The sequence below is a fragment of the Pseudomonas sp. SHLD1 genome, assembly GCF_028640935.1.
Taxonomy (GTDB): domain Bacteria; phylum Pseudomonadota; class Gammaproteobacteria; order Pseudomonadales; family Pseudomonadaceae; genus Chryseomonas; species Chryseomonas aestiva.
The window spans coordinates 59,767-81,134 of record NZ_JAQZAD010000014.1 but is presented as its reverse complement, the minus strand read 5'-3'; the positions used below and the strand labels follow the sequence as shown (position 1 = coordinate 81,134).

21 protein-coding genes and 1 other RNA gene are annotated in these 21,368 nt (G+C 65.6%); 12 read left to right on the top strand and 10 right to left on the bottom strand.

Features of this window, described 5'->3' with window-relative positions:
- Positions 1 to 48 precede the first annotated feature (48 nt).
- The 5 genes from PVZ77_RS10980 to osmE all read right to left on the bottom strand — a co-directional run bounded on the left by PVZ77_RS10980 (position 49) and on the right by osmE (position 5,973).
- Complete coding sequence (locus tag PVZ77_RS10980) at positions 49 to 1,077, bottom strand: sugar ABC transporter substrate-binding protein (protein ID WP_007162077.1); 1,029 nt, start codon at positions 1,075 to 1,077, stop codon at positions 49 to 51.
- Between the two features lie 63 nt (positions 1,078 to 1,140).
- Positions 1,141 to 2,334, bottom strand: coding sequence for a maltoporin (locus PVZ77_RS10975; protein ID WP_273806462.1), 1,194 nt, complete (start codon positions 2,332 to 2,334; stop codon positions 1,141 to 1,143).
- Between the two features lie 471 nt (positions 2,335 to 2,805).
- Positions 2,806 to 4,641, bottom strand: coding sequence for a dihydroxy-acid dehydratase (gene ilvD, locus PVZ77_RS10970; protein WP_133862566.1), 1,836 nt, complete (start codon positions 4,639 to 4,641; stop codon positions 2,806 to 2,808).
- A gap of 279 nt (positions 4,642 to 4,920) precedes the next feature.
- Positions 4,921 to 5,442, bottom strand: a complete 522-nt coding sequence (locus PVZ77_RS10965) for a hypothetical protein (protein ID WP_132832850.1) — start codon at positions 5,440 to 5,442, stop codon at positions 4,921 to 4,923.
- Positions 5,443 to 5,634: 192 nt separating this feature from the next.
- A complete protein-coding gene (gene osmE / locus PVZ77_RS10960; protein WP_273806461.1) occupies positions 5,635 to 5,973 on the bottom strand; it encodes an osmotically-inducible lipoprotein OsmE in 339 nt (112 codons plus the stop codon).
- Positions 5,974 to 6,252: 279 nt separating this feature from the next.
- On the opposite strand from osmE, the gene PVZ77_RS10955 reads away from it, so the two are divergent.
- Entirely contained in the window at positions 6,253 to 7,473 is a 1,221-nt protein-coding gene (locus PVZ77_RS10955) for an N-acetylmuramoyl-L-alanine amidase (protein WP_183632885.1), read from the top strand.
- Complete coding sequence (locus PVZ77_RS10950; protein ID WP_133862563.1) at positions 7,470 to 7,874, top strand: hypothetical protein; 405 nt, start codon at positions 7,470 to 7,472, stop codon at positions 7,872 to 7,874. Before PVZ77_RS10955 ends, PVZ77_RS10950 begins: the two co-directional genes overlap by 4 nt.
- A 7-nt stretch (positions 7,875 to 7,881) precedes the next feature.
- Here the strand turns inward: PVZ77_RS10950 and PVZ77_RS10945 are convergent, their stop codons facing one another.
- Complete coding sequence (locus tag PVZ77_RS10945) at positions 7,882 to 8,535, bottom strand: sulfite oxidase-like oxidoreductase (protein WP_273806460.1); 654 nt, start codon at positions 8,533 to 8,535, stop codon at positions 7,882 to 7,884.
- A 148-nt stretch (positions 8,536 to 8,683) separates the two neighbouring features.
- On the opposite strand from PVZ77_RS10945, the gene PVZ77_RS10940 reads away from it, so the two are divergent.
- The gene (locus PVZ77_RS10940; RefSeq protein ID WP_133862561.1) at positions 8,684 to 8,920 is read left to right on the top strand and encodes a DUF2171 domain-containing protein; all 237 of its coding nucleotides are present in this window, start codon (positions 8,684 to 8,686) and stop codon (positions 8,918 to 8,920) included.
- 62 nt (positions 8,921 to 8,982) lie between these two features.
- Here PVZ77_RS10940 and PVZ77_RS10935 read toward each other — a convergent pair whose 3' ends face one another.
- The 4 genes from PVZ77_RS10935 to PVZ77_RS10920 are packed head-to-tail and all read right to left on the bottom strand — an operon-like array spanning position 8,983 to position 12,336.
- Positions 8,983 to 9,555: a BON domain-containing protein gene (locus tag PVZ77_RS10935; RefSeq protein WP_208692486.1), complete on the bottom strand. Its 573-nt coding sequence runs from the start codon at positions 9,553 to 9,555 to the stop codon at positions 8,983 to 8,985.
- Positions 9,552 to 10,145 carry a phosphoheptose isomerase gene (locus PVZ77_RS10930; RefSeq protein WP_007162067.1) on the bottom strand — a complete coding sequence of 198 codons (594 nt, stop codon included), beginning with the start codon at positions 10,143 to 10,145 and terminating at the stop codon, positions 9,552 to 9,554. The genes PVZ77_RS10935 and PVZ77_RS10930 overlap by 4 nt, the downstream gene beginning before the upstream one ends.
- Before the next feature lie 32 nt (positions 10,146 to 10,177).
- Complete coding sequence (locus PVZ77_RS10925; RefSeq protein WP_183632876.1) at positions 10,178 to 10,552, bottom strand: YraN family protein; 375 nt, start codon at positions 10,550 to 10,552, stop codon at positions 10,178 to 10,180.
- Positions 10,549 to 12,336, bottom strand: coding sequence for a penicillin-binding protein activator (locus tag PVZ77_RS10920; protein ID WP_273806459.1), 1,788 nt, complete (start codon positions 12,334 to 12,336; stop codon positions 10,549 to 10,551). The genes PVZ77_RS10925 and PVZ77_RS10920 overlap by 4 nt, the downstream gene beginning before the upstream one ends.
- Before the next feature lie 123 nt (positions 12,337 to 12,459).
- Between PVZ77_RS10920 and rsmI the strand changes: the two genes are divergently transcribed.
- From rsmI to mraY, 9 genes are all read left to right on the top strand, one after another.
- Positions 12,460 to 13,311, top strand: coding sequence for a 16S rRNA (cytidine(1402)-2'-O)-methyltransferase (gene rsmI / locus PVZ77_RS10915; protein ID WP_273806458.1), 852 nt, complete (start codon positions 12,460 to 12,462; stop codon positions 13,309 to 13,311).
- Between the two features lie 66 nt (positions 13,312 to 13,377).
- An RNA gene (gene rnpB / locus PVZ77_RS10910) (RNase P RNA component class A) lies at positions 13,378 to 13,733 on the top strand.
- A 288-nt stretch (positions 13,734 to 14,021) separates the two neighbouring features.
- A complete protein-coding gene (gene mraZ / locus PVZ77_RS10905) occupies positions 14,022 to 14,477 on the top strand; it encodes a division/cell wall cluster transcriptional repressor MraZ (RefSeq protein WP_007162063.1) in 456 nt (151 codons plus the stop codon).
- Positions 14,478 to 14,479: 2 nt separating this feature from the next.
- Complete coding sequence (gene rsmH, locus PVZ77_RS10900; RefSeq protein ID WP_273806457.1) at positions 14,480 to 15,421, top strand: 16S rRNA (cytosine(1402)-N(4))-methyltransferase RsmH; 942 nt, start codon at positions 14,480 to 14,482, stop codon at positions 15,419 to 15,421.
- Entirely contained in the window at positions 15,418 to 15,711 is a 294-nt protein-coding gene (gene ftsL, locus PVZ77_RS10895; RefSeq protein ID WP_017640714.1) for a cell division protein FtsL, read from the top strand. Before rsmH ends, ftsL begins: the two co-directional genes overlap by 4 nt.
- A 59-nt stretch (positions 15,712 to 15,770) precedes the next feature.
- A complete protein-coding gene (locus PVZ77_RS10890) occupies positions 15,771 to 17,456 on the top strand; it encodes a peptidoglycan D,D-transpeptidase FtsI family protein (protein WP_372240063.1) in 1,686 nt (561 codons plus the stop codon).
- Positions 17,453 to 18,922 carry a UDP-N-acetylmuramoyl-L-alanyl-D-glutamate--2,6-diaminopimelate ligase gene (locus PVZ77_RS10885; RefSeq protein ID WP_273806456.1) on the top strand — a complete coding sequence of 490 codons (1,470 nt, stop codon included), beginning with the start codon at positions 17,453 to 17,455 and terminating at the stop codon, positions 18,920 to 18,922. The genes PVZ77_RS10890 and PVZ77_RS10885 overlap by 4 nt, the downstream gene beginning before the upstream one ends.
- Entirely contained in the window at positions 18,915 to 20,282 is a 1,368-nt protein-coding gene (locus tag PVZ77_RS10880; RefSeq protein WP_273806455.1) for a UDP-N-acetylmuramoyl-tripeptide--D-alanyl-D-alanine ligase, read from the top strand. Before PVZ77_RS10885 ends, PVZ77_RS10880 begins: the two co-directional genes overlap by 8 nt.
- Positions 20,282 to 21,364: a phospho-N-acetylmuramoyl-pentapeptide-transferase gene (gene mraY, locus PVZ77_RS10875; protein WP_007162057.1), complete on the top strand. Its 1,083-nt coding sequence runs from the start codon at positions 20,282 to 20,284 to the stop codon at positions 21,362 to 21,364. The genes PVZ77_RS10880 and mraY overlap by 1 nt, the downstream gene beginning before the upstream one ends.
- Positions 21,365 to 21,368: the final 4 nt, after the last annotated feature.

Here is a 21,368-nt window from a genome sequence, read left to right as displayed (position 1 = left end):
GCGCGGCAGGCGCTGCGATCGATCTTCTCTAGCGTAGACGAGAGGCCATCAGCCCCAGCATTTCTGCAGGGCGGTCTTGCTGTCGATGGACTGGATGCCGGGGACCGGCTTGTCCGTCACCAGCTTCACGCCGGTGTCGACGAAGCTCTTGCCTTCGGTGGGCGTCGGCTTCTTGCCGGTGTCGGCAAAGGTCTTGATCGCCTCGATGCCCAGCGCCGCCATCTGCAGCGGGTACTGCTGGGAGGTGGCGCCGATGACGCCGTCGGCGACGTTGTGCACGCCCGGGCAGCCGCCATCGATGGAGACGATCAGCACGTCCTTCTCGCGACCCACGGCCTTGAGCGCCTCGTAGGCGCCGGCAGCGGCCGGTTCGTTGATGGTGTGCACCACGTTGATGGTCGGATCCTTCTGCAGCAGATTCTCCATCGCGGCGCGGCCGCCTTCTTCGTTGCCGTTGGTCACGTCGTGGCCGACGATGCGCGGATCGGTCTCGTCGCCGATGCGACTCTGATCCTTGGGATCGATGCCGAAGCCGAGCATGAAGCCCTGGTCGCGCAGGACGTCCACCGAGGGCTGGGAGGCGTTCAGGTCGAGAAAGGCCACCCGGGCATCCTTGGCCTTGTCACCCAGGGTTTCCCGCGCCCACTGGCCGATCAGCTTGCCGGCCAGCAGGTTGTCGGTGGCGAAGGTCATGTCGGCGGCGCTCACCGGATCCAGTGGGGTATCCAGGGCGATCACCAGCAGACCGGCTTCGCGCGCCTTCTGCAGGTTGGGCACGATGCCCTTGGTGTCCGAGGCGGTGATGAGGATGCCCTTGGCACCGTCGGCGATGCAGGTCTCGATGGCGGCCACCTGGCTTTCGCTGTCGCCGTCGATCTTGCCGGCGTAGGCCTTGAGCGTCACCCCCAGCTCCTTGGCCTTGGCGGTGGCGCCTTCCTTCATCTTCACGAAGAAGGGATTGGTATCGGTCTTGGTGATGAGGCAGGCGGAAACGGGGGCTGCCTGGGCGGTGCCGCTGGCGAGGGCAGCCGCCAACAGGCAACCGGCGAAGGACGCGAGGGAGACGGTTCTTTTCATTGTTGTGCGCTCAGGTTCGGAGACAGGAACGCGACCGGCGGAGCGCCGGTCGCGGTGGAGCTGTTACCACCACTGCTCGATCTGGAAGCCGACGTTGGAGCCGTGCAGATCGTTGCCGAAGCTGCCGGTGCTCGACAGCGCGGAGCCGGCGTCGAATTCATCGGCTGCCTGCTGGGCTGCCCGGTTCCAGGCGGCATAGGTGTAGAACAGGCGGAATTCGGGACGCGACTTGAATTCCGGACCCTTGGGCGACCAGGTGGGTGCTAGGGTCAGCTTGGTCAGCTTGCGGGTACCACCCGGGGCCTGCACCTGGTCATGACCGAGTTCGGTGGAGAACTTGAACTGGTCGCTGATGCCGTACACCAGACGGCCGCCCAGCGAGGTCCAGCGCAGGTCGTTGCCATTGGGACGCTCGTCCTTCTGGTAGACCGCGGCGATCTGGCCACCCCAGTAGCGGCTGATCTGCCAGTCGAAGAAGTCGACGACGCGATAGGATACGTCGGCGCTGCTCAGGGTCGGATCGCCGGTGCTGCCCAGGGCGGTGCCCGGGCCCTGGCCGCGCTGCACGGCAAAGGTGTTCACGCCGCCCCAACCCATGAAGTTGGCCTGCTTGTGCTGCAGCGTCACGGCTACACCACTGTTGGCGTTGGGCTGATTGGTGGGCTTGTCCAGGTAGCTGACGCCGATCTCCAGCGAACCATTGGGATTGGTGTTGAAGCCGGCGACGTTGAAGTCGATGCGGTTCTGGAAGTCCTTCTGGTTCTGGTTGTCCTTGCGCGAGAAGGCCAGGCTGTACTTGAGACCGCCGATGTTGACGTCCTCGATACCGCCGCCGGTGGCGCTCTGGTTCCAGTAGAAGAAGTCGGAGATATGGATGTCGTTACGCTTGTAGTAACGCCGACCGGCCCAGAGGTTACCGCCGTTCAGTGCGGCGATGTTGTTCCAGTAGGCGTAGGCCTGGACTGCACGGATCGCCCCGTTGTCACCATTGAAGGTCGGGGTGCGATCGTATTTGTTGAAGAAGCTGCCCATGCCGTAGACGCCGATTGCCGAGCCGTCGTCGAGATTGAATACATTCTGCTTCAGCGCCAGTTCGCCGTACTGCTCGCACTCGTTGCCCAGGCGGTACTTGGACTGCGCGCCCTGCAGCTTGAAGCAGCGCATGGAGTCCGAGCCGGAGGAATCACCGAGACCGGTACGGAAGTAACCGGTGGTTTCCAGGGCGTGCGCCGCAGGAATCAGGAGAAGGGTACTCATCAAGGACGCGACCGAAACCCTGGCCAAGGGCATAGCCTTTTTCTTATTCATTTATGTTCCCTGTTTATTGTTGTTGTGTAACTCAGTGCCTGGCCTGCACCTGATCCGCCGTGCTCGAGCGGAAGATCAGCATAGGTGTGACCATTGGAAACCAACCTGACTACAAACCTATCGCTGAATCAATTCAGCGGCAGACGGAGGGTAGCCTTTGATCACTCAACGGCCTAGCGGCTCCATTCCGGCGATGTGTGAGCTGAATCACAGGCTGTGCTTCTGCAAAAATAGCAAGCCAAGCAACTGTGGAACCCCTCTGGAATGGGGTAGTGGCGCGGGCTGTTCCAGGTGAAGAAGCGGCAGGCGAAGCGGAGAGGAAAGGAGGCGAGCGGAAGGGCGAAGTAGAGCGGAGAAGCAGGAGGGAAGGTGGGGCGGAGCGTCCGGGAGACGGCGGATGCCGTCCCCGGAGCCTGCGAATCAGCCCAGCAGAGCCTTGTCGCGCACGCCGCCCTTGTCGGCACTGGTGGCCAGCAGGGCATAGGCCTTGAGCGCGGTGGTCACGCGGCGGGCACGGGGCTGTGCCGGCTTCCAGCCCAGCTTGTCCTGCTCGATGCGGCGGTGGGACAGCTCTTCGTCGCTCACCAGCAGGTTGATGCTGCGCTGGGGAATGTCGATCAGCACCTTGTCGCCATCCCGAACCAGGCCGATGGCACCGCCCGCCGCGGCTTCCGGCGAGGCATGGCCGATGGACAGGCCCGAGGTGCCGCCGGAGAAGCGACCGTCGGTGAGCAGGGCGCACTGCTTGCCCAGGCCCTTGGACTTCAGGTAGCTGGTGGGATAGAGCATCTCCTGCATGCCCGGGCCGCCCTTGGGCCCTTCGTAGCGGATGATGACGATGTCGCCGGCCTTGACCTCGTCGGCGAGGATGCCGCGCACCGCGGCGTCCTGGCTTTCGAAGACCTTGGCATTGCCCTCGAACACATGGATGGATTCATCCACGCCGGCGGTCTTCACCACGCAGCCGTCCAGGGCGATGTTGCCGTAGAGCACGGCCAGGCCGCCTTCCTGGGAATAGGCATGCGCGACGCTGCGGATGCAGCCCTCGGCGCGGTCGTCGTCCAGGGTGTCGTAGCGAGTCGCCTGGCTGAAGGCTTCCTGGGTCGGGATGCCGGCGGGACCGGCGCGGAAGAAGGTCTTCACCGCCTCGTCCTGGGTCAGGGTGATGTCCCACCGCTCGATGGCTTCGCCCAGGGTCCGGCTGTGCACGGTGGGCAGATCGGCATGCAGGAGACCGCCGCGGGCCAGTTCGCCGAGGATGCTGAAGATGCCCCCGGCGCGGTGCACGTCTTCCATGTGGTACTTCTGGATGTTCGGCGCCACCTTGCACAGCTGCGGCACCTTGCGCGACAGGGCGTCGATGTCGCGCAGATCGAAGTCCACCTCGGCTTCCTGGGCGGCGGCCAGCAGGTGCAGGATGGTGTTGGTCGAGCCGCCCATGGCGATGTCCAGGGTCATGGCATTCTCGAATGCCGCATGGCAGGCGATGTTGCGCGGCAGCGCCGACTCGTCGTTTTCCTGGTAGTAGCGACGGCACAGCTCGACGATGGTGCGGCCGGCTTGCAGGAACAGCTCCTTGCGGTCGGCGTGGGTGGCCAGGGTCGAGCCGTTGCCGGGCAGGGCCAGGCCGAGGGCCTCGACCAGGCAGTTCATGGAGTTGGCGGTGAACATGCCCGAGCAGCTGCCACAGGTGGGGCAGGCGCTGCGTTCGTATTCGGCGACCTTCTCGTCGCTGGCCGAGCTGTCGGCGGCGATGACCATGGCGTCGACCAGGTCCAGGCCATGGCTGGCCAGCTTGGTCTTGCCGGCTTCCATGGGGCCGCCGGAGACGAACACCACCGGGATGTTCAGGCGCAGGGCGGCCATCAGCATGCCGGGGGTGATCTTGTCGCAGTTGGAGATGCACACCAGGGCATCGGCGCAGTGGGCATTGACCATGTATTCCACGGCGTCGGCGATGATCTCGCGACTCGGCAGCGAATAGAGCATGCCGTCGTGACCCATGGCGATGCCGTCGTCGACGGCGATGGTGTTGAATTCCTTGGCCACGCCGCCGGCCTTCTCGATCTCCCGGGCGACCAGCTGGCCGAGGTCCTTGAGGTGGACATGGCCCGGCACGAACTGGGTAAAGGAGTTGGCGATGGCGATGATGGGCTTCTTGAAATCTTCGTCCTTCATCCCGGTGGCGCGCCAGAGCGCCCGGGCGCCAGCCATGTTGCGGCCCTGGGTGGAGGTTTTCGAGCGATAGTCAGGCATGAAGCGTCTCTCCGAGGCGGCTTTCTAGATCACGGTTCTGGTCATCGTGAGCGCAGACGAGGCACGGTGCAAACGCGGAGTGACGGTTGCCGGGCCGGAGGGCGGCCACGCCATGCGGGATCTCCACAGGGGCTGCCAGGGCTCACGAACCCGCCGGAGGATGCTGGCGGAGGGGAATTCGGATCATACACCCGGGCGCCAGCACTGCACAGCAGGCCGGCGCCCAAGGGTTAGGACCTGTCTGAAAGTCGCCGGGCGCAGGCACTTTTCAGGCAAGGCCTAGGGCGCTTCCTGTTCGCCGTCGGGGGCGTCTTCCAGGTATTCGTCCATGGGCTCCTGGCCGGCCAGGGTCTTGAGACTCAGGTCCACGGCTTCGGGCAGGGTGATGTCGACGCGCTGCTTGTCGCTGCCTTCCAGCGAGGACTCGTAGCTCAGCGCATGGCGCAGGTGGCCGTTCTCGAGGATGGCGCCGACGCTGGCCAGCTGCGCGGCGGCCGGCGCCAGGCGCTCGAGGGCGGCCTTGGGCCAGGTGGCCTCGACGGTCGCGTTGCAGGTATAGAAACCCGCTTCGCCGCTGTCCGAGGGTTCTTCCTGGGTCTTGATGTCGACCAGCGAGACCTGGCCGGCTTCCAGCGCGGGCTGGCCGGCGGCGATGTCGTCCGCATAGATCTCGTTGATGGTCTGGGCGTATTGCTGACGGACCAGCTCGGCGGTCTTGGCCGCATCGCAACTGTAGTCATAGCCACCGCAGCCAGTCAGGGAAAGCACCGCAGCTGTGAGTATGAGGTGACGTCTGGACATGCCTGAATTCCTTGGAACGATGGGTAGAGCCTGGCGGCGCTGGCCGCGCCTGCGTCGATCCACAGTGCAGGAGGTTGGCGCAGCGATCGGGGATGGCGAGGGCCCATGGTGCTGCCGCTCGCCCATCCTGTCCATCAGACGCCGCCAGCGTCCTTCAGGACACCCGGCCTGGGCGGCCGGTCAGTTCCCGACTCAGGCGCGATCGGCGCTTTCGCAGGTCTCGAAGTCCTTGCTGTCGACGCGGTTCATGCTGTCGAAGCCGATCGAATAGACCTGCTCCTTACCGTCCTTGTTAAGCACATAGTTGTTGCAGGTGCCGGGGCGGAACTTGCGGGTATAGGTGCTCGACGGGGTGCCACCGATGCGCAGCACGTCAGCCTTGCTCATGCCCTTGTCCACCTGCTTCACCAGCGGTTGCTCGCGAAATTCGACGCGGCCCACGGTGTAGTCGGCGGTGTTCTTCACCGAGGAGCAGCCCGCCAGCACGGTGCCAGCCAGCAGCGCGGTCGCGACAGCAATCTTCTTGTTCATGGTGTGATCCCTTCAAAGGCGGAAGTGCCTGACACTTCGACGATGGCGGCGCCGATAAATTCGCTCTCCGTCGCACTTCTCGCGGTTTGTCACTTTGACGGACCGGACGTTGGCCTCGGCAAGTGACTGTATCTAAAGCTGATTCTGCAAACGAACGCTATGCCCCCGTTTTCTAAGGATTATTTTGTCCGAATGGCAGTTGACAGAGGTCAGGCGGCAGGCGATCTTTAGCGTTATGTTGTAACTTCCCAGCCGTTTCTCGTTTCTCGCGAGGACCTCATGAATCGCCGTCGTCTGCTCAATCTGATCCTGGCTGGCATGACCTTGCCCGTCGGGTTGCCGGCGTTTGCCGCCCGGCAGCAACTCAAGGGTGCCCGGGCCTGGCAGGATGCCGACAAGCTCCGCCTGGTCTTCGATCTCACCGGACCGGTGCGTTACAAGACCTTCACCCTGGTCGCGCCGGATCGCATCATTCTCGACCTCGCCGATACCCAGGCTCCCGCGGTGCTCAATCACCTCGCCCTGCAGGGGTCGCCGGTGCGGGCCGTGCGCAGCGCTCACTATGGCGCCCAGGACACCCGGGTGGTGCTGGAGCTGGCCCATCCGGTGGAGGTGGAAAGCTTCATCCTCGGTCCGGGCGAGGGCGCGGCCAATCGTCTGGTGCTGGATCTCAAGCGCGCCGGAGCGCCGGTGGTGGCTGCACGCAAGCCGGCCGACGCCGAGCCGCCACTGGAGGTCAAGCGCGGCAAGGGCCTGGCCACGGGGCGCGACATCATGGTGGTGGTCGATGCCGGTCACGGCGGCAAGGACCCGGGTGCGCTGAGCGCCCGGGGCGATCGGGAAAAGGACATCGCCCTGATCGTGGCGCAGAATCTGGCGCGCCGCATCAATCTGCAGAAGGGCTTCAAGGCCAAGCTGGTGCGCAACGACGACTTCTTCGTGCCGCTGCGCAAGCGCGTCGAGGTCGCACGCAGCTACAACGCCGACATGTTCGTCTCGGTGCATGCCGATGCCGCGCCGCGACGCACCGCCTACGGCGCCTCGGTCTATGCCCTGTCCGAGGGTGGAGCGACTTCCACCACGGCGCGCTTCCTGGCCGACAGCGAGAACAACGTCGACCTGATCGGCGCCAACGAGATTCTCAAGGGACGCGATCCCATGCTCGCCGGCGTGCTGCTGGACATGTCGATGAACGCCACCATCTCGTCGAGCCTGGACCTGGGCCACAAGGTGCTGGGGCAATTGTCGAGCATCACCAACCTGCACCAGAAACGAGTGGAGCAGGCGGGCTTCGCTGTGCTCAAATCGCCGGATATCCCCTCGATCCTGGTCGAGACGGGCTTCATTTCCAATGATCGTGACTGCCGACGCCTGCTCGACAGTCGCCACCAGAAGCAGCTGGCCGATTCGATCTTCGCCGGCCTGCATGGCTATTTCCAGGAGCGCCCCCCGCTGGGCACCTACCTGGCCAGCCTCAAGAACACCCAAGGAGTGACATGAGTTTGCAAGACAAGGCGCGTCGTTACTGGCGCGTGGTGGTGCTGGTGATAGGCGCGCTCTGTATCGTGGCCGGACTGATCGGCTACGGTCAGGGCGGGCGCGACAAGCAGGGCAGTGCCCAGGAAGGCTTCGTCAACAAGGTCTGGCAGATCAAGACCAGCAACAGCATCGAGCCGGGGATGCTCTACGTCTTCCTCAGCGACGGCACCCTGGTGATGGCGTCGCCGAGCAGCCAGCCCTCCCTGGGCCGCTGGACGCGCACCGAGAAGGGTCTGAACATGATCGAGGAAGGCATCACCTATCCCACGGAAATCCTCAGTCTCAGCCGCGACGAATTCCGTATCCGCAGCCTCAATCCCGGCGATCCGGTAGAGCTGCAACTGGCCCCGGCGGCGCACTGAGGCGCCTTCAGGCGTCCTCGGAATAGCGCTGCTCCTGCCAGGGATCGCCGCGGTCGTGATAGCCGCGCATTTCCCAGAAGCCAGGCGTGTCGCCGACCCGGAAGTCGATGCGCCTGAGCCACTTGGCGCTTTTCCACAGATAGAGATGCGGGATCAGGGCCCGTACCGGCCCCCCGTGCTCGGCCGTCAGCGGCTGGCCTTCCCAGCTGTGCACCAGCATGGCGCCCGGTGCGGCGAAATCGGCCAGCGGCAGATTGGTGATGTAACCGTCATGGCTGTGCAGGAGCACATGGGTCGCCTCGTCCCGCGGCTGCACCTCGTCGAGCAATTCAGCTATCGGCAGACCGATCCAGTGATTGTCATAGCGTGACCAGGTGGTGACGCAATGCATGTCGCTGACGGCCTCGCGGGTCGCCCGCGCGGCGAAGGTCTCCCAGTTCCAGCGCAGCGTCTTGCAGACCGCGCCGGTCACCGCCAGTTGCCAGCGCTCCCGGCTGACCTCCGGGCGTATGCCTAGGTCCAGGACCGGCCAGTTGCTGACGCGGTGCTGGCCAGGTGGCAGACGCTCGCTTTCCGCACGTGCACCCTGACCGGTGAGGAAGCGTCCCTCCTGGGCCCAGCGCTCCTTGGAGCGGGTCAGCTTGCTCGGCTCGTCGCTCATCGATGGATCCTCTTCGCAGGTGTCGGGCTTTTGACTGCCAGGCGGGCCATTCGTCGGCAAAGGTCGAACCCAGACGCTGTCCCGTGCCTCCTATCCAGCAGGCACTCAGAGAGCAGCCTCTTAATTCTTAACCTGCCGGAGAACCACCATGGTAGATGCAACCCAGATCAAAGAGCATGCGGAAGTTGTCGGTTCGGACGGCCAGCACGTGGGCACCGTCGACCATATGGAAGGCGCCGATCGCATCAAGCTGACCAAGCGCGATCAGGATGCCGATGGCAAGCATCACTACATTCCGCTGAGCTGGGTCCAGTCGGTGGATGGCAGCCAGGTACGCCTGTCCAAGACCCGCGACGAAGCCGAAAGCGAGTGGCAGGCCGCCTAAGGCACGCCGCCCAACAAAAAGCCCCGCTGATGCGGGGCTTTTTGTTGGGCGGCGAATACGGATCAGTTGATGTATTCGAACAGCTTGACGATGCGCTGCACGCCCGAGACGCTCTGGATCAGTTGCACGGCATGGGCGCCTTCCTGCTGGGTCACCAGGCCCAGGAGATAGACGATGCCGTTCTCCGTGACCACCTTGATGCGCGAACCGGGGATGTCTTCATCGGCGAACATCTGGGTCTTGATGCGGGTAGTCAGCCAGGAATCGTTGCTGCGCGCCAGCAGCGAGGAGTTGCCGGTCACCTGCAGTTCGTTGTGCACCGTCTTGACCCGCTGCACGCTGCGCACGGCCTGTTCGGCCTGGGCCTTGAGATCGGCACGCGGCGTCTGGCCGGCGATCAGCACCACGCCGTTGTAGCTCACCACCACGATGTGCGAGCTGGCCAGATCGGCATTGGCCTTGGAGATGTTGACCGAGGCCTTGGTCTCGATCAGCGCGTCGTCCACGGTGCTGCCCAGGGTGCGGGTGCCGCGGTTGTCGTCGATGGGCTTGTCGCGGCTGGCGGTGACCACGTTGCTGCAGCCGGCGACCGCAAAGGACAGCGCCAGGATGGCGAGCAGGGGAGCCTTCTTCATTCTTCGCTTCCAAACAGTTGCTGATCGATCTGGTCGCACAGGCAGTGGATCACCAGCAGGTGCACTTCCTGGATGCGGGCGGTGACCTTGGCAGGCACGCGAATCTCGACGTCCTCGGGCAGCAGCAGGGAGGCCATGCCGCCGCCGTCGCGGCCGGTCAGGGCGACCACGGTCATCTCGCGGTCGTGGGCAGCCTGGATCGCCTGGATCACGTTGGCCGAATTGCCGCTGGTGGAGATGGCCAGGAGGATGTCGCCCGGTTGACCCAGGGCGCGGATCTGCTTGGAGAACACCTCGTTGTAGCTGTAGTCGTTGGCGATGGAGGTCAGCGTCGAGGTGTCGGTGGTCAAGGCCAGGGCCGGCAGGCTGGGCCGCTCGCGCTCGAAGCGATTCAGCAATTCCGAGGAGAAGTGCTGGGCGTCGCCGGCGGAACCGCCATTGCCGCAGGTGAGGATCTTGCCTTCGTTGAGCAGGGCCGCAACCATGACCTGGCTGGCCAGATCGATATGCGGAATCAGGACTTCCATGGCCTGACGCTTGGTTTCGATGCTGTCCCGGAAGAGCTTCTGGATGCGGGCGTGGGTGTCCATCGCGATATCTTTGACCTGTGCTGTGGAGGGCCTCAGGCGTCGAAGGCCTGTTTGATCCATTCGAGTGCCTGAGGGGATGCGTCGGCCCCGGGGCCGATCGCGATCACGTCGAAACGACAGGGCCGCTTGGCCCAGCGCGCTTCGGATTGCAGAAAGAGGGCGGCGCTGTTGACCAGTCGCTGTCGCTTGCGGGCATCTATGCTTTCCGCGGCGCCGCCCCAGGCGGTGTGCCTGCGGGCGCGTACCTCGACGAATACTACTGTATCGCCGTCGAGCATGACCAGATCGAGCTCGCCACCCTGCCAGCGCCAGTTGCGAGCGATCAGCCGGAGGCCGCGCGTCTGCAGGAACTGCAGGGCGCGATCCTCGGCTTGCCTGCCGCGCTGGAGATGCGGCGCCTGCTTCACGGGGTGCTGAGCGAAGCCGGCACGCTGGTGGTGGGCAGCGGTGCATTATTGGCGGGCAGCGGCTGCGCCACGCCGTTGCGGAATTCCGCCCAGGGCAGGTGACGCACCACGCGCTGGTCGGGCGCCACGCTCAGATTGCCGGACAGGCCGGGCAGCTCGGAGTTGGGCAGGGCCTTGAGCTGCTGCAGATGCAGCGCCAGCAGGTAGGCGTCGGCGCCCATGGCATAGAGCCGACCGATGCTGGTACCGGCCTGGGGCCATTGGGCGGTGATCTTGGCACGCAGCGGATTGCTCGGGTCGAGCAGCCAGGGGGTCTCGCAGAACAGGATGCCGTTGAGATCCTGGTTCACGCCGGGTTCGTTGACGCCGCTGTTGAGGTTGGAGGTGGCGTACACCGGCAGATCGCGGGCGTTCTGGTAGACCAGGATCGGCTTGATCTGGCGGGCCTGGGCCGGGGTCGAGGCGAGGAAGATGAAGTCCATGCCCTGACGCATCTGCAACAGGCTGGTGATGCGATTGGCGATCTCGACCGGTTGGCCGATGCGCTCGGCCGCCACCAGGCGACCGCCCAGCTGCTGCCACTCGTTCTGGAAGGCGGCCAGCACGCGGGCACCCCAGTCACCCTGGGGCACCATGGCGCCGGCACTGCGCTTGCCGTCGGCCCAGGCACGGCGCGCGGCCTCGCGGGCCTCGTCCTCGGCGGCCAGGCCGAACTGGAAGAGTTGCGGCGGCTGGGCGCCCTGGCTGTCGCCATAGTTCAGCGCCAGGGTATTGATCGGCAGTTGCGGGCGATCGCCCAGCTGCTTGACGAAGTTCTTCTCCAGCGGGCCGACCACCAGCTGGATGCCGGCGGCCTGCGCCTGGCGGTAGAAGGCGTCCAGCGAACCCATCTGGGTACTGTCGTAGACGGTCACGGCGGGGGCACTCTGGCCGGCGGCCAGGGCTTCGTAGCGAGCGGCCATGAAACCATCCTGCAGCGCGCGCGCGACGCCGGCGAGCTGGCCCTGCAGGGGCAGCAGCAAGGCGACGCGATTGAGCGGTTCCCGCGCCAGGGTCTTCAGGCGCTCCAGGTCGTCGGGCAGATTGCGCGCGGCGGGATGGCCGGGGTTCTGCTTCTGCCATTCCTCGATGGCGGCGAGCTGCTGATCCAGCGCCAGGTTGCCGCGGGTGATGGCGGCCAGCGCCAGCCAGCCATTGAGGTCGGCGTCCTTCACGCTCTGGCGCAACTGCGCGTCCGGGAGGCTGGTGACCAGTTGCCAGATCCGCTCGCGGTTGTCATGGGCGGCATCGCCGTCCAGCAGCGGGCCGAGGAAGATGCGTTCCTGGGCGGCGGCAAGCGGCTGGCCGTTGGCGGCCTGGGCCTCGGCCTTGGTCAGGCCGCTGCGGATCTGCTGCTGGGCCGGCAGTTCGCCCAGTTGGGCGAAGCTCGGGTGGTCGAAACGCTTGAGCGCCTGGGCCGGCTGCTTGTCGAGCAGGTCGAGCTGGGCCAGCAGCGTCTGGGCGAACATCTGCTGTGCCGGCTTGAGGCCTTCGACATTGATGGAGCCCAGGATCTGCCGCGCTTCGCGGGAATTCTGCTGGGCATAGGCCTTGTCGGCGGCGGTCAGGCGCAGCAGATTGGCCTGCTCGGACTGACTGGAGCCGGCCTGATTCAGCAGCTGCTCGATGCTGGCCTGGCTGGACTGGGGCAGGTCGCCGAGGGCGTTGTTGACGGGCGAGCTGCTGCAAGCGGCGAGCAGGGCGAAGGCGGTGGCGCAGAGCAGCGGACGCAGGCGGAACTTCATGCTGTGGTTCCTGAGCAAAAGTCTGGAAAGGGGGCGATTGTCTCACAGCACCCAAGCGCTGCGAACGCCGAGGGCGAGAGCGGCGTACACTGTTGGGCTATTTCCAGTCCGTCAGGTTTCATCATGATTTCGCCGGGTACTCTTTATGTGGTTGCCACGCCCATCGGCAACCTGGACGACATCACCGCCCGCGCGCTCAAGGTGCTGCGCGAAGTGGCCCTGATCGCCGCCGAAGACACCCGTCATTCGGCGCGCCTGCTGCGCCATTTCGGCATCGAGACGCCGCTCGCGGCCTGTCACGACCACAACGAACGCGATGCCGGTGGCCGCTTCATCACCCGGCTGCTGGCGGGGGAAGACGTCGCCCTGATCTCCGATGCGGGCACGCCGCTGATTTCCGATCCGGGCTTTCACCTGGTGCGCGCGGCGCGCGCCCAGGGCATCCGGGTCTCGCCGATTCCCGGCGCCTGCGCCCTGGTCGCGGCGCTGTCGGCGGCCGGTCTGCCCTCGGATCGCTTCAGCTTCGAAGGCTTCCTGCCGGCCAAGGCGGTAGGCCGGCAGGCACGTCTGGCGGCGCTGCGCGAAGACCCGCGTACGCTCATCTTCTACGAGGCGCCCCATCGGCTCAAGGATTGCGTGGCCGACATGGCGAGCACCTTCGGGCCTGAGCGGCACATCGTCCTCGGTCGCGAATTGACCAAGACCTTCGAGACCCTGCGCGGCCTGCCCGCCGGCGAGCTATTGGCCTGGATTCGCGCGGATCTGGATCAGCAGCGCGGCGAGTGCGTGCTGCTGGTGGGTGGCTGGGCGGCGCCGGAGGACGCGGAGGTCGATGCCGAGACCTTGCGTATCCTCGATCTGCTGTTGGCCGAGCTGCCGATCAAGCGCGCCGCTGCCCTGGCCGCCCAGATCACCGGCGCGCGCAAGAACCAGCTCTATCAGCTGGCCTTGGAGCGCAAGGGCGAGCCGGGCTGAGTCAGGGTGAATTAGTGGGCATCTTTCCTTGTTATCCGCCCTCAGTCTCTATACCCTTGCGCCGCGAGAGCCGACCGGGCAGTCGCTGTCGTGATCCGCAAGGGTTGCGAGGGAGGAAAGTCCGGGCTCCATAGGGCGAGGTGCCAGGTAACGCCTGGGAGGCGTGAGCCTACGGAAAGTGCCACAGAAAATAACCGCCTAAGCGCGCAAGCGCCGGTAAGGGTGAAAAGGTGCGGTAAGAGCGCACCGCACGGCTGGCAACAGTTCGTGGCTAGGTAAACCCCACCTGGAGCAAGACCAAATAGGAATCCATAGGCGTGGCCCGCGCTGGATTCGGGTAGGTCGCTAGAGGCAATCAGCGATGGTTGTCCCAGAGGAATGACTGTCCTCGACAGAACCCGGCTTACAGGTCGGCTCTCGCACCCCTCCCTCCTGGGCCTCTGCGCCCGGCGTCTGAGACCTCTTCTTAAGACATCACTTTAATCAATTGAGCCAATCAATTGACTTCATTTCCGTTTGTCGGAAATCGATGTCGTTCGTCCTGGTCGTGAATTCGTGCAATTTGCTCGAAATCCCCGTCCCACGCGGCCTGGCTACCCCCTCGCTTACCTTGACTGAAAGTGGCCCTCCTCAATATAGTGGCGGCCGGTGGTACGAAGTGGGGCGAAGTGGGATTTAATGGCAAGGACAGCCTATTAGAGGACGCGAAATTGTTCCGGGGAGCGAACGCCATCAGTCTCGACGCCAAGGGGCGCGCCGCGATGCCGAGCCGGTATCGTGACGAGCTGCTGGAGCGTTGTGCCGGCCAGCTCATCGTGACGATCGATGCCGTCGACCCCTGCCTTTGCGTCTATCCACTCCCGGAATGGGAAATCATCGAAAGCAAGCTGCGGCAGTTGCCCTCGCTACGTGAGGAGACTCGCCGCCTGCAACGCTTGCTGATCGGCAATGCGGTGGATCTGGAGCTCGACGGCAGTGGCCGTTTCCTGGTTCCGCCGCGCCTGCGTGAATACGCCAAGCTGGACCGGCGCGTGATGCTGGTCGGTCAGCTCAACAAGTTCCAGTTATGGGATGAGGACGCCTGGAGTGCCGTGTGCGACGCGGATCTCCTGGCGATTAAGGAACCCGGCGGTATGCCGGATGAAATGCGCGATTTGATCCTGTGACCATGAACCCAGTCTTCCACCACGTCTCCGTTCTCCTGGACGAGGCCGTTCAGGCATTGGCAATCCAGCCTGCCGGCCGTTATCTGGACGGCACCTTCGGCCGTGGCGGACACAGCCGGGCCGTGCTGCGCCTGCTGGGTGGAGAAGGGCGGCTGCTGGGCTTCGACAAGGATCCCCAGGCGATCGCCGCCGGCCAGGCCCTGGCTGCGGAAGATCCGCGTTTCGAGATCGTCCAGCGCAGCTTCGCCGAACTGGGTGATGAACTCGTCAGCCGTGGCTGGTCCGGGCAGGTCGATGGCGTGCTGCTGGATCTGGGCGTGTCCTCGCCCCAGCTCGACGATCCCGAGCGCGGTTTCAGCTTCATGCAGGACGGTCCCCTGGACATGCGCATGGATCCGAGTCGGGGGCAGAGCGCCGCCGTCTGGATCGCCACGGCGCCCGAGGCCGACATCGCCCAGGTATTCAAGGAATTCGGCGAAGAGCGTTTCGCCAAGCGCATGGCGCGCGCCGTGGTGCAGCGTCGTGAAGTCCAGCCCTTCGAACGTACCGGCGATCTGGCCAAGGTGCTCACCGAGGCCAATCCGGCCTGGGAAAAGGGCAAGCATCCTGCTACCCGTGCCTTCCAGGGGCTGCGCATCTACATCAATCGCGAACTGAGCGATCTGGAGCAGGGCCTGCAGGCGGCCTACGAGCAACTGGCCGTGGGTGGCCGGCTGGTAGTGATCAGCTTCCACTCGCTGGAAGACCGCATCGTCAAACAATTCATGCGCCGACTGGCCAAGGGCGAGGCCGACCAGCTGCCGCGCGACCTGCCGATCCGCGCCACGGTCTTCGAGCCCTCGCTGCGCCTGCTGGGCAAGCCGGCCTATGCCAGCGAAGCCGAACTGGCCGCCAATCCCCGCGCCCGCAGCGCCGTGATGCGCGTTGCCGAGAAGCTGAAATGAGCCGGCTCTTCGTCAAGAAACTGCCCCTGGGCAGCAGCGTCATGCTGGTGCTGTTCGCCGGCGTACTGCTGTCGGCGGTAGCCGTGGCCTATAGCGCCCACTGGAATCGCCAGCTGCTCAACACCCTCTATGGCGAGATGGCCATCCGCGACAAGGCCCAGGCCGAATACGGTCGGCTGCTGCTGGAGCAGAGCACCTGGACCGCCCACAGTCGCGTCGAGGCCCTGGCCAGCGGCCAATTGCAGATGCGCATTCCCGATCCGACCGAAATCCGGATGGTCAATCCGTGAAAGGCCTGATCGCGCGCCTGCCATGGCGCTTCAGCCTCATTATCGGGCTGTTGCTGGTCATGGTCGGCACCATCATCTGGCGCATCGTCGATCTGCACGTGATCGACCGGGCCTTTCTGAAGGGGCAGGGCGATGCGCGCAGCGTGCGCACCATCCCCATTCCCGCGCACCGTGGCCTGATCACCGATCGCAACGGCGAGCCCCTGGCCGTGAGTACGCCGGTCACCACCCTGTGGATCAATCCCAAGGAACTGCTGGGCGCCGAGGATCGCTGGGCGACCCTGGCCGATGCCGTCGGCCAGCCGCGTGCGGAATTGGCCAAGCGCATCGAGCAGAACGCCAGCAAGGAATTTCTCTACCTGGCCCGTGGCCTCACGCCCGAGCAGGGTGAGGCGGTGATGAGCCAGGTCAAGGCGCACAAGATTCCCGGGGTCTACGACATCGAGGAATTTCGGCGTTTCTATCCGGCGGGTGAGGTGGCGGCCCATGTGGTCGGCTTCACCGACATCGACGACCACGGCCGCGAAGGCATCGAGCTGGCCTTCAACGAATGGCTGTCCGGCGTGCCGGGTCGTCGCCAGGTGGTCAAGGATCGCCGCGGTCGGCTGATCCGCGATGTCCAGGTCGCCAAGAACGCCAAGCCGGGCAATACCCTGGCGCTGTCCATCGACCTGCGGCTGCAGTATCTCGCCGCGCGCGAACTGCGCAATGCCCTGACCCAGTTCGAAGCCGAGGCCGGCAGCCTGACCATCGTCGACGTCAAGACCGGCGAGGTCCTGGCGATGGTCAACATGCCCACCTACAACCCCAACAATCGCCGCAGTCTCGAACCGGCCGCCATGCGCAACCGGGCGATGATCGACGTCATGGAGCCCGGCTCGGTGATGAAGCCGATCTCCATGACCGCGGCGCTCGCCAGCGGTCGCTGGAAGCCCACCGACAAGGTCAACGTCTATCCCGGTTCGTTGCAGATCGGTCGTTACACCATCAAGGACGTCTCCCACAGCGATGGCGCCCTGGACCTGACCGGCATCCTCATCAAGTCCAGCAACGTCGGCATGAGCAAGATCGCCTTCGACGTGGGTGGCGAGAACATCTACAACGCCATGCGCGCCGTGGGCCTCGGCCAGGACACCGGTCTGGGCTTTCCCGGCGAGCGGGTCGGCAACCTGCCCAACCATCGCAACTGGCGTCCGGCCGAGACCGCGACCCTGTCCTATGGCTATGGCCTGGCGGTGACCGCCGTGCAACTGGCCCATGCCTATTCGGTGCTGGCCAACGACGGTCGCTCGGTGCCGCTGTCCATGGTGCGCCTGGACAAGGCCCCGGCCAGCGATCAGGCGGTGGAAGAACGCGTGGCCAAGACCCTGCAGGGCATGCTGCAGCAGGTCGTGGAAGCTCCGGGCGGGGCCTTCCGCGCCCAGGTACCGGGCTACCACGTCGCCGGCAAGAGCGGTACCGCGCGCAAGACCAGCACCGGCACCCGTGGCTATGCCGAGAATTCCTATCGCTCGCTGTTCGCCGGCTTCGGCCCCACCAGCAATCCGCGCCTGGCCGCGGTGGTGGTGATCGATCGTCCGAGCAAGGGCGGCTACTACGGTGGCGTAGTCTCGGCACCGGTGTTCAGCCGCGTGATGTCCGGCGCCCTGCGCCTGATGAACATCCAGCCGGACAACCTCCAGCCGCTGCCGGTGCAGCAGGCCCAGGCCGGCAAGCCGCTGCTGGTCGGGGAGCGTGATCGATGAGCCGCCTGCTGACCGACCTCCTGCCTGAAGCTGCCACGGCCGTCGACATTGGTGGCCTGGCACTGGACAGTCGCGACGTCCGCCCGGGCTCGCTGTTCCTGGCCATTCCCGGTCTGCACAGCGACGGCCGCGCCCACATCGCCAGCGCTGCCGAGCGCGGCGCCGCGGCCATCGCCTATGAGGCGAAGGACGCTCCCGCGCTGCCGGCCCTGGACATCCCCCTGGTCGCCGTCGAAGGCCTGGCCGCGCGGCTTTCCGCCATCGCCGGTCGTTTCCACGGCGAGCCGAGCCGGCGCCTGGCGCTGGTCGGCATCACCGGTACCAATGGCAAGACCAGTGTCAGCCAGTTGATCGCCCAGGCCTGCGACCTGCTCGGTCAGCGTTGCGGCATCGTCGGCACCCTCGGTAGCGGCTTCCATGGCGCCCTCGCCGAAGGCCGTCACACCACCCCGGATGCCCTCAAGCTGCAGGCGACCCTGGCCGAACTGGCCGAGGACGGCGCCGCTACAGTCGCCATGGAAGTATCCTCCCATGGCCTGGCGCAGGGTCGGGTGGCGGCGCTGGCCTTCAAGGTCGCGGTCTTCACCAACCTGTCTCGCGATCACCTCGATTACCACGGGACCATGGCCGCCTATGGCGAAGCCAAGGCCCAGTTGTTCGCCTGGCCGGGGCTCGGTGCCCGCGTCCTCAATCTGGATGACGCCTTTGGCCGCGAACTGGCGGCTCGTCCCAGCCCGGCAGCGACCCTGACCTACAGCCTGAGCGATCCGGCTGCCAACCTCCACTGCCAGGCCATCCAGTTCGATGACCACGGCGTACGCGCCCGGCTGGTCACCGCCCAGGGCGAGGGTGAATTGCGCAGCCAGCTGATCGGGCGCTTCAACCTGAGCAACCTGCTGGCCGCCATCGGTGCCCTGCTGGGGCTCGGTCATGCGCTGGCCGACATCCTCGCCATCCTCCCGCAACTGCAGGGCCCGGCCGGGCGCATGCAGCGACTGGGTGGCGCCGGGCGACCGCTGGTGGTGGTGGACTACGCCCACACCCCCGATGCCTTGGACAAGGTGCTCACGGCCCTGCGGCCCCATGTCGGTGCCCAGGGTCGGCTGGTCTGCGTGTTCGGCTGTGGCGGCGATCGCGATCGCGGCAAGCGGCCGGAGATGGCCGCGGTGGCCGAGCGCCTGGCCGATCAGGTGGTGGTGACCGACGACAACCCCCGTACCGAGGATCCGGCCGCCATCGTTGCCGACATCCGCGCCGGCTTCGTGCATCCCGAGCAGGTGAGCTTCGCCGGCCGGCGCGAAGCGGCCATCGCCCAGGCCGTGGTCGCGGCGACCGCCCAGGATATCGTGGTGCTGGCCGGCAAGGGCCATGAGCCCTACCAGGAAATCGCCGGTGTCCGTCATCCCTTTTCCGATCTCGACCAGGCCGAGCGGGCCCTGACCGCCTGGGAGCGACAGCATGCTTAGAACCTTCACCCTCACCGAAGTGGCCGAGGCCCTGACCGGCAATCTGCTGGGTACCGATGCCCTGTTCGACGGCGTCGGTACCGACAGTCGCAAGGCCGTGGCCGGCCAGCTCTTCGTCGCCTTGAGCGGGCCGCGCTTCGATGGTCATGCCTATCTGGCCGACGTGGCCGCTCAGGGTGCCGCGGCAGCCCTGGTGGAGCGGGCTGTGCCCGAGGTCCATCTGCCCCAGCTGGTGGTCGCCGATACCCGCCTGGCGCTGGGTCGTCTGGGCGCCTTCAATCGTGATCTGTTCCAGGGCAAGCTCGCTGCCGTGACGGGCTCCAGTGGCAAGACCACGGTCAAGGAGCTGCTCGCCGCCATCCTGCGTCAGCAGGGCGCCACCCTGGCCACCCAGGGCAATCTGAACAACGATCTCGGGGCGCCCCTGACCCTGCTGCAACTGGCTGCCGAGCACGCCTTTGGCGTCATCGAACTGGGTGCTTCGCACGTCGGGGACATCGCCTACACCGTGAGCCTGACACGCCCGGATGTCGTTATCATTACCAATGCCGGCCAGGCCCATGTGGGCGAATTCGGCGGCGTCGATCGTATCGTCGAGGCCAAGGGCGAGATCATCGAAGGCGTGGGCGAGACGGGCACCGTGGTGCTCAACCGCGATGACGCCGCCTTCGAGACCTGGCAGCGCCGCGCGGCCGGTCGCACCGTCGTCGCCTTCGGCCTGGATGCCCGCGCCGACGTCCGCGCCAGCGAGGTGACCCTGGATGCCCAGGGCCGCCCGAGCTTCCTCTTGCACAGCGCCCAGGGCGAGGCGCCGGTCACCCTGCAGCTGCTGGGTGCCCACAACGTCGGCAACGCCCTGGCCGCTGCCGCTGCGGCGCTCAGCTTCGGCCTGGACCTGAACACCGTCGCCCGTGGTCTCGCCGCGGCGGCGCCGGTGCAGGGGCGCACCCTGACCCGCACCAGCCAGCACGGCGCCCAGGTCATCGATGACAGCTACAACGCCAACCCCGCGTCGGTGAAGGCCGGGATCGACCTGCTGGCTGCCCTGTCGGGCCGTCGGGTGGTGGTCCTGGGCGACATCGCCGAGCTGGGCGAGTGGACCGAACAGGGCCATCGCGAGGTGGGCGAGCACGCCCGCGGCAAGGTGGATGCCTTCTACAGCGTCGGTCCTTCGATGGCCCATGCGGCCCGCGCCTATGGCGTCGAGGCCCGGCATTTCGCCGATCGCGAACAGCTGATCGAGGCCCTGGCTGACGAGGACCGGGCCGGAACCACCCTGCTGATCAAGGGATCCCGCAGCGCTGCGATGGACAAGGTCGTCGCCGCGCTTTGCGCTATCAACACCGAGGAGAAACACTGATGCTGCTGCTGTTGGCGGAGTTCCTGCAACAGTTCTACAAGGGCTTCGCCGTCTTCCAATACCTCAGCCTGCGCGGCATTCTGGGCGTTCTGACCGCCCTGTTGCTGTCGTTGTGGCTCGGCCCCTGGATGATCCGCACCCTGCAGATCCGCCAGATCGGCCAGGCCGTGCGCAACGATGGCCCCCAGTCGCACCTGTCCAAATCCGGCACCCCCACCATGGGCGGCGCCCTGATCCTGACCACCATCGGTATCAGCACCCTGCTGTGGGCCGATCTGCACAACCGTTACGTCTGGACCGTGCTGGCGGTGACCTTCCTGTTCGGCGCCATCGGCTGGGTCGACGACTATCGCAAGGTGATCGAGAAGAATTCCCGCGGTCTGCCCAGTCGCTGGAAGTACTTCTGGCAATCGGTATTCGGCCTGGGGGCGGCGATCTTCCTCTATGTCACGGCCAAGGCGCCGATCGAAACCACGCTGATCCTGCCGCTGCTGAAGAACATCGAGATCCCGCTGGGGATTTTCTTCGTTGTGCTGACCTACTTCGTCATCGTCGGCTCCAGCAACGCGGTCAACCTCACCGATGGCCTCGACGGCCTGGCGATCATGCCCACCGTGATGGTCGGCGGCGCCCTGGGCATCTTCTGCTACCTGTCGGGCAACGTGAAATTCGCCGACTACCTGCTGATTCCCTATGTGGAAGGCTCCGGCGAACTGATCGTCTTCTGCGGCGCCCTGATCGGGGCGGGCCTGGGCTTTCTCTGGTTCAACACCTATCCCGCCATGGTCTTCATGGGTGACGTCGGCGCTCTGGCGCTGGGCGCCGCCCTGGGCACCATCGCCGTCATCGTCCGCCAGGAAGTGGTGCTGTTCATCATGGGTGGCGTCTTCGTCATGGAGACCCTCTCGGTGGTCATCCAGGTCGCCTCGTTCAAGCTGACCGGCAAGCGCGTCTTCCGCATGGCGCCGATCCACCACCATTTCGAATTGAAGGGTTGGCCCGAACCGCGGGTCATCGTGCGCTTCTGGATCATCACCGTGATCCTGGTGCTGTTCGGTCTCGCCACCCTGAAACTGAGGTAATCGC

Bases quoted from the DNA above. Each gene is read 5' to 3' on its own strand.
- mraY (WP_007162057.1), top strand. From the start codon at position 20,282: ATGCTGCTGCTGTTGGCGGAGTTCCTGCAACAGTTCTACAAGGGCTTC.
- PVZ77_RS10965 (WP_132832850.1), bottom strand. From the start codon at position 5,442: ATGTCCAGACGTCACCTCATACTCACAGCTGCGGTGCTTTCCCTGACT.
- PVZ77_RS10950 (WP_133862563.1), top strand. From the start codon at position 7,470: ATGAGTTTGCAAGACAAGGCGCGTCGTTACTGGCGCGTGGTGGTGCTG.
- rsmI (WP_273806458.1), top strand. From the start codon at position 12,460: ATGATTTCGCCGGGTACTCTTTATGTGGTTGCCACGCCCATCGGCAAC.
- PVZ77_RS10935 (WP_208692486.1), bottom strand. From the start codon at position 9,555: ATGAAGAAGGCTCCCCTGCTCGCCATCCTGGCGCTGTCCTTTGCGGTC.
- PVZ77_RS10945 (WP_273806460.1), bottom strand. From the start codon at position 8,535: ATGAGCGACGAGCCGAGCAAGCTGACCCGCTCCAAGGAGCGCTGGGCC.
- PVZ77_RS10930 (WP_007162067.1), bottom strand. From the start codon at position 10,145: ATGGACACCCACGCCCGCATCCAGAAGCTCTTCCGGGACAGCATCGAA.
- rsmH (WP_273806457.1), top strand. From the start codon at position 14,480: ATGAACCCAGTCTTCCACCACGTCTCCGTTCTCCTGGACGAGGCCGTT.
- ilvD (WP_133862566.1), bottom strand. From the start codon at position 4,641: ATGCCTGACTATCGCTCGAAAACCTCCACCCAGGGCCGCAACATGGCT.
- PVZ77_RS10955 (WP_183632885.1), top strand. From the start codon at position 6,253: ATGAATCGCCGTCGTCTGCTCAATCTGATCCTGGCTGGCATGACCTTG.
- PVZ77_RS10980 (WP_007162077.1), bottom strand. From the start codon at position 1,077: ATGAAAAGAACCGTCTCCCTCGCGTCCTTCGCCGGTTGCCTGTTGGCG.
- PVZ77_RS10920 (WP_273806459.1), bottom strand. From the start codon at position 12,336: ATGAAGTTCCGCCTGCGTCCGCTGCTCTGCGCCACCGCCTTCGCCCTG.
- ftsL (WP_017640714.1), top strand. From the start codon at position 15,418: ATGAGCCGGCTCTTCGTCAAGAAACTGCCCCTGGGCAGCAGCGTCATG.
- PVZ77_RS10880 (WP_273806455.1), top strand. From the start codon at position 18,915: ATGCTTAGAACCTTCACCCTCACCGAAGTGGCCGAGGCCCTGACCGGC.
- PVZ77_RS10975 (WP_273806462.1), bottom strand. From the start codon at position 2,334: ATGAGTACCCTTCTCCTGATTCCTGCGGCGCACGCCCTGGAAACCACC.
- PVZ77_RS10890 (WP_372240063.1), top strand. From the start codon at position 15,771: ATGGTCGGCACCATCATCTGGCGCATCGTCGATCTGCACGTGATCGAC.
- osmE (WP_273806461.1), bottom strand. From the start codon at position 5,973: ATGAACAAGAAGATTGCTGTCGCGACCGCGCTGCTGGCTGGCACCGTG.
- PVZ77_RS10940 (WP_133862561.1), top strand. From the start codon at position 8,684: ATGGTAGATGCAACCCAGATCAAAGAGCATGCGGAAGTTGTCGGTTCG.
- PVZ77_RS10885 (WP_273806456.1), top strand. From the start codon at position 17,453: ATGAGCCGCCTGCTGACCGACCTCCTGCCTGAAGCTGCCACGGCCGTC.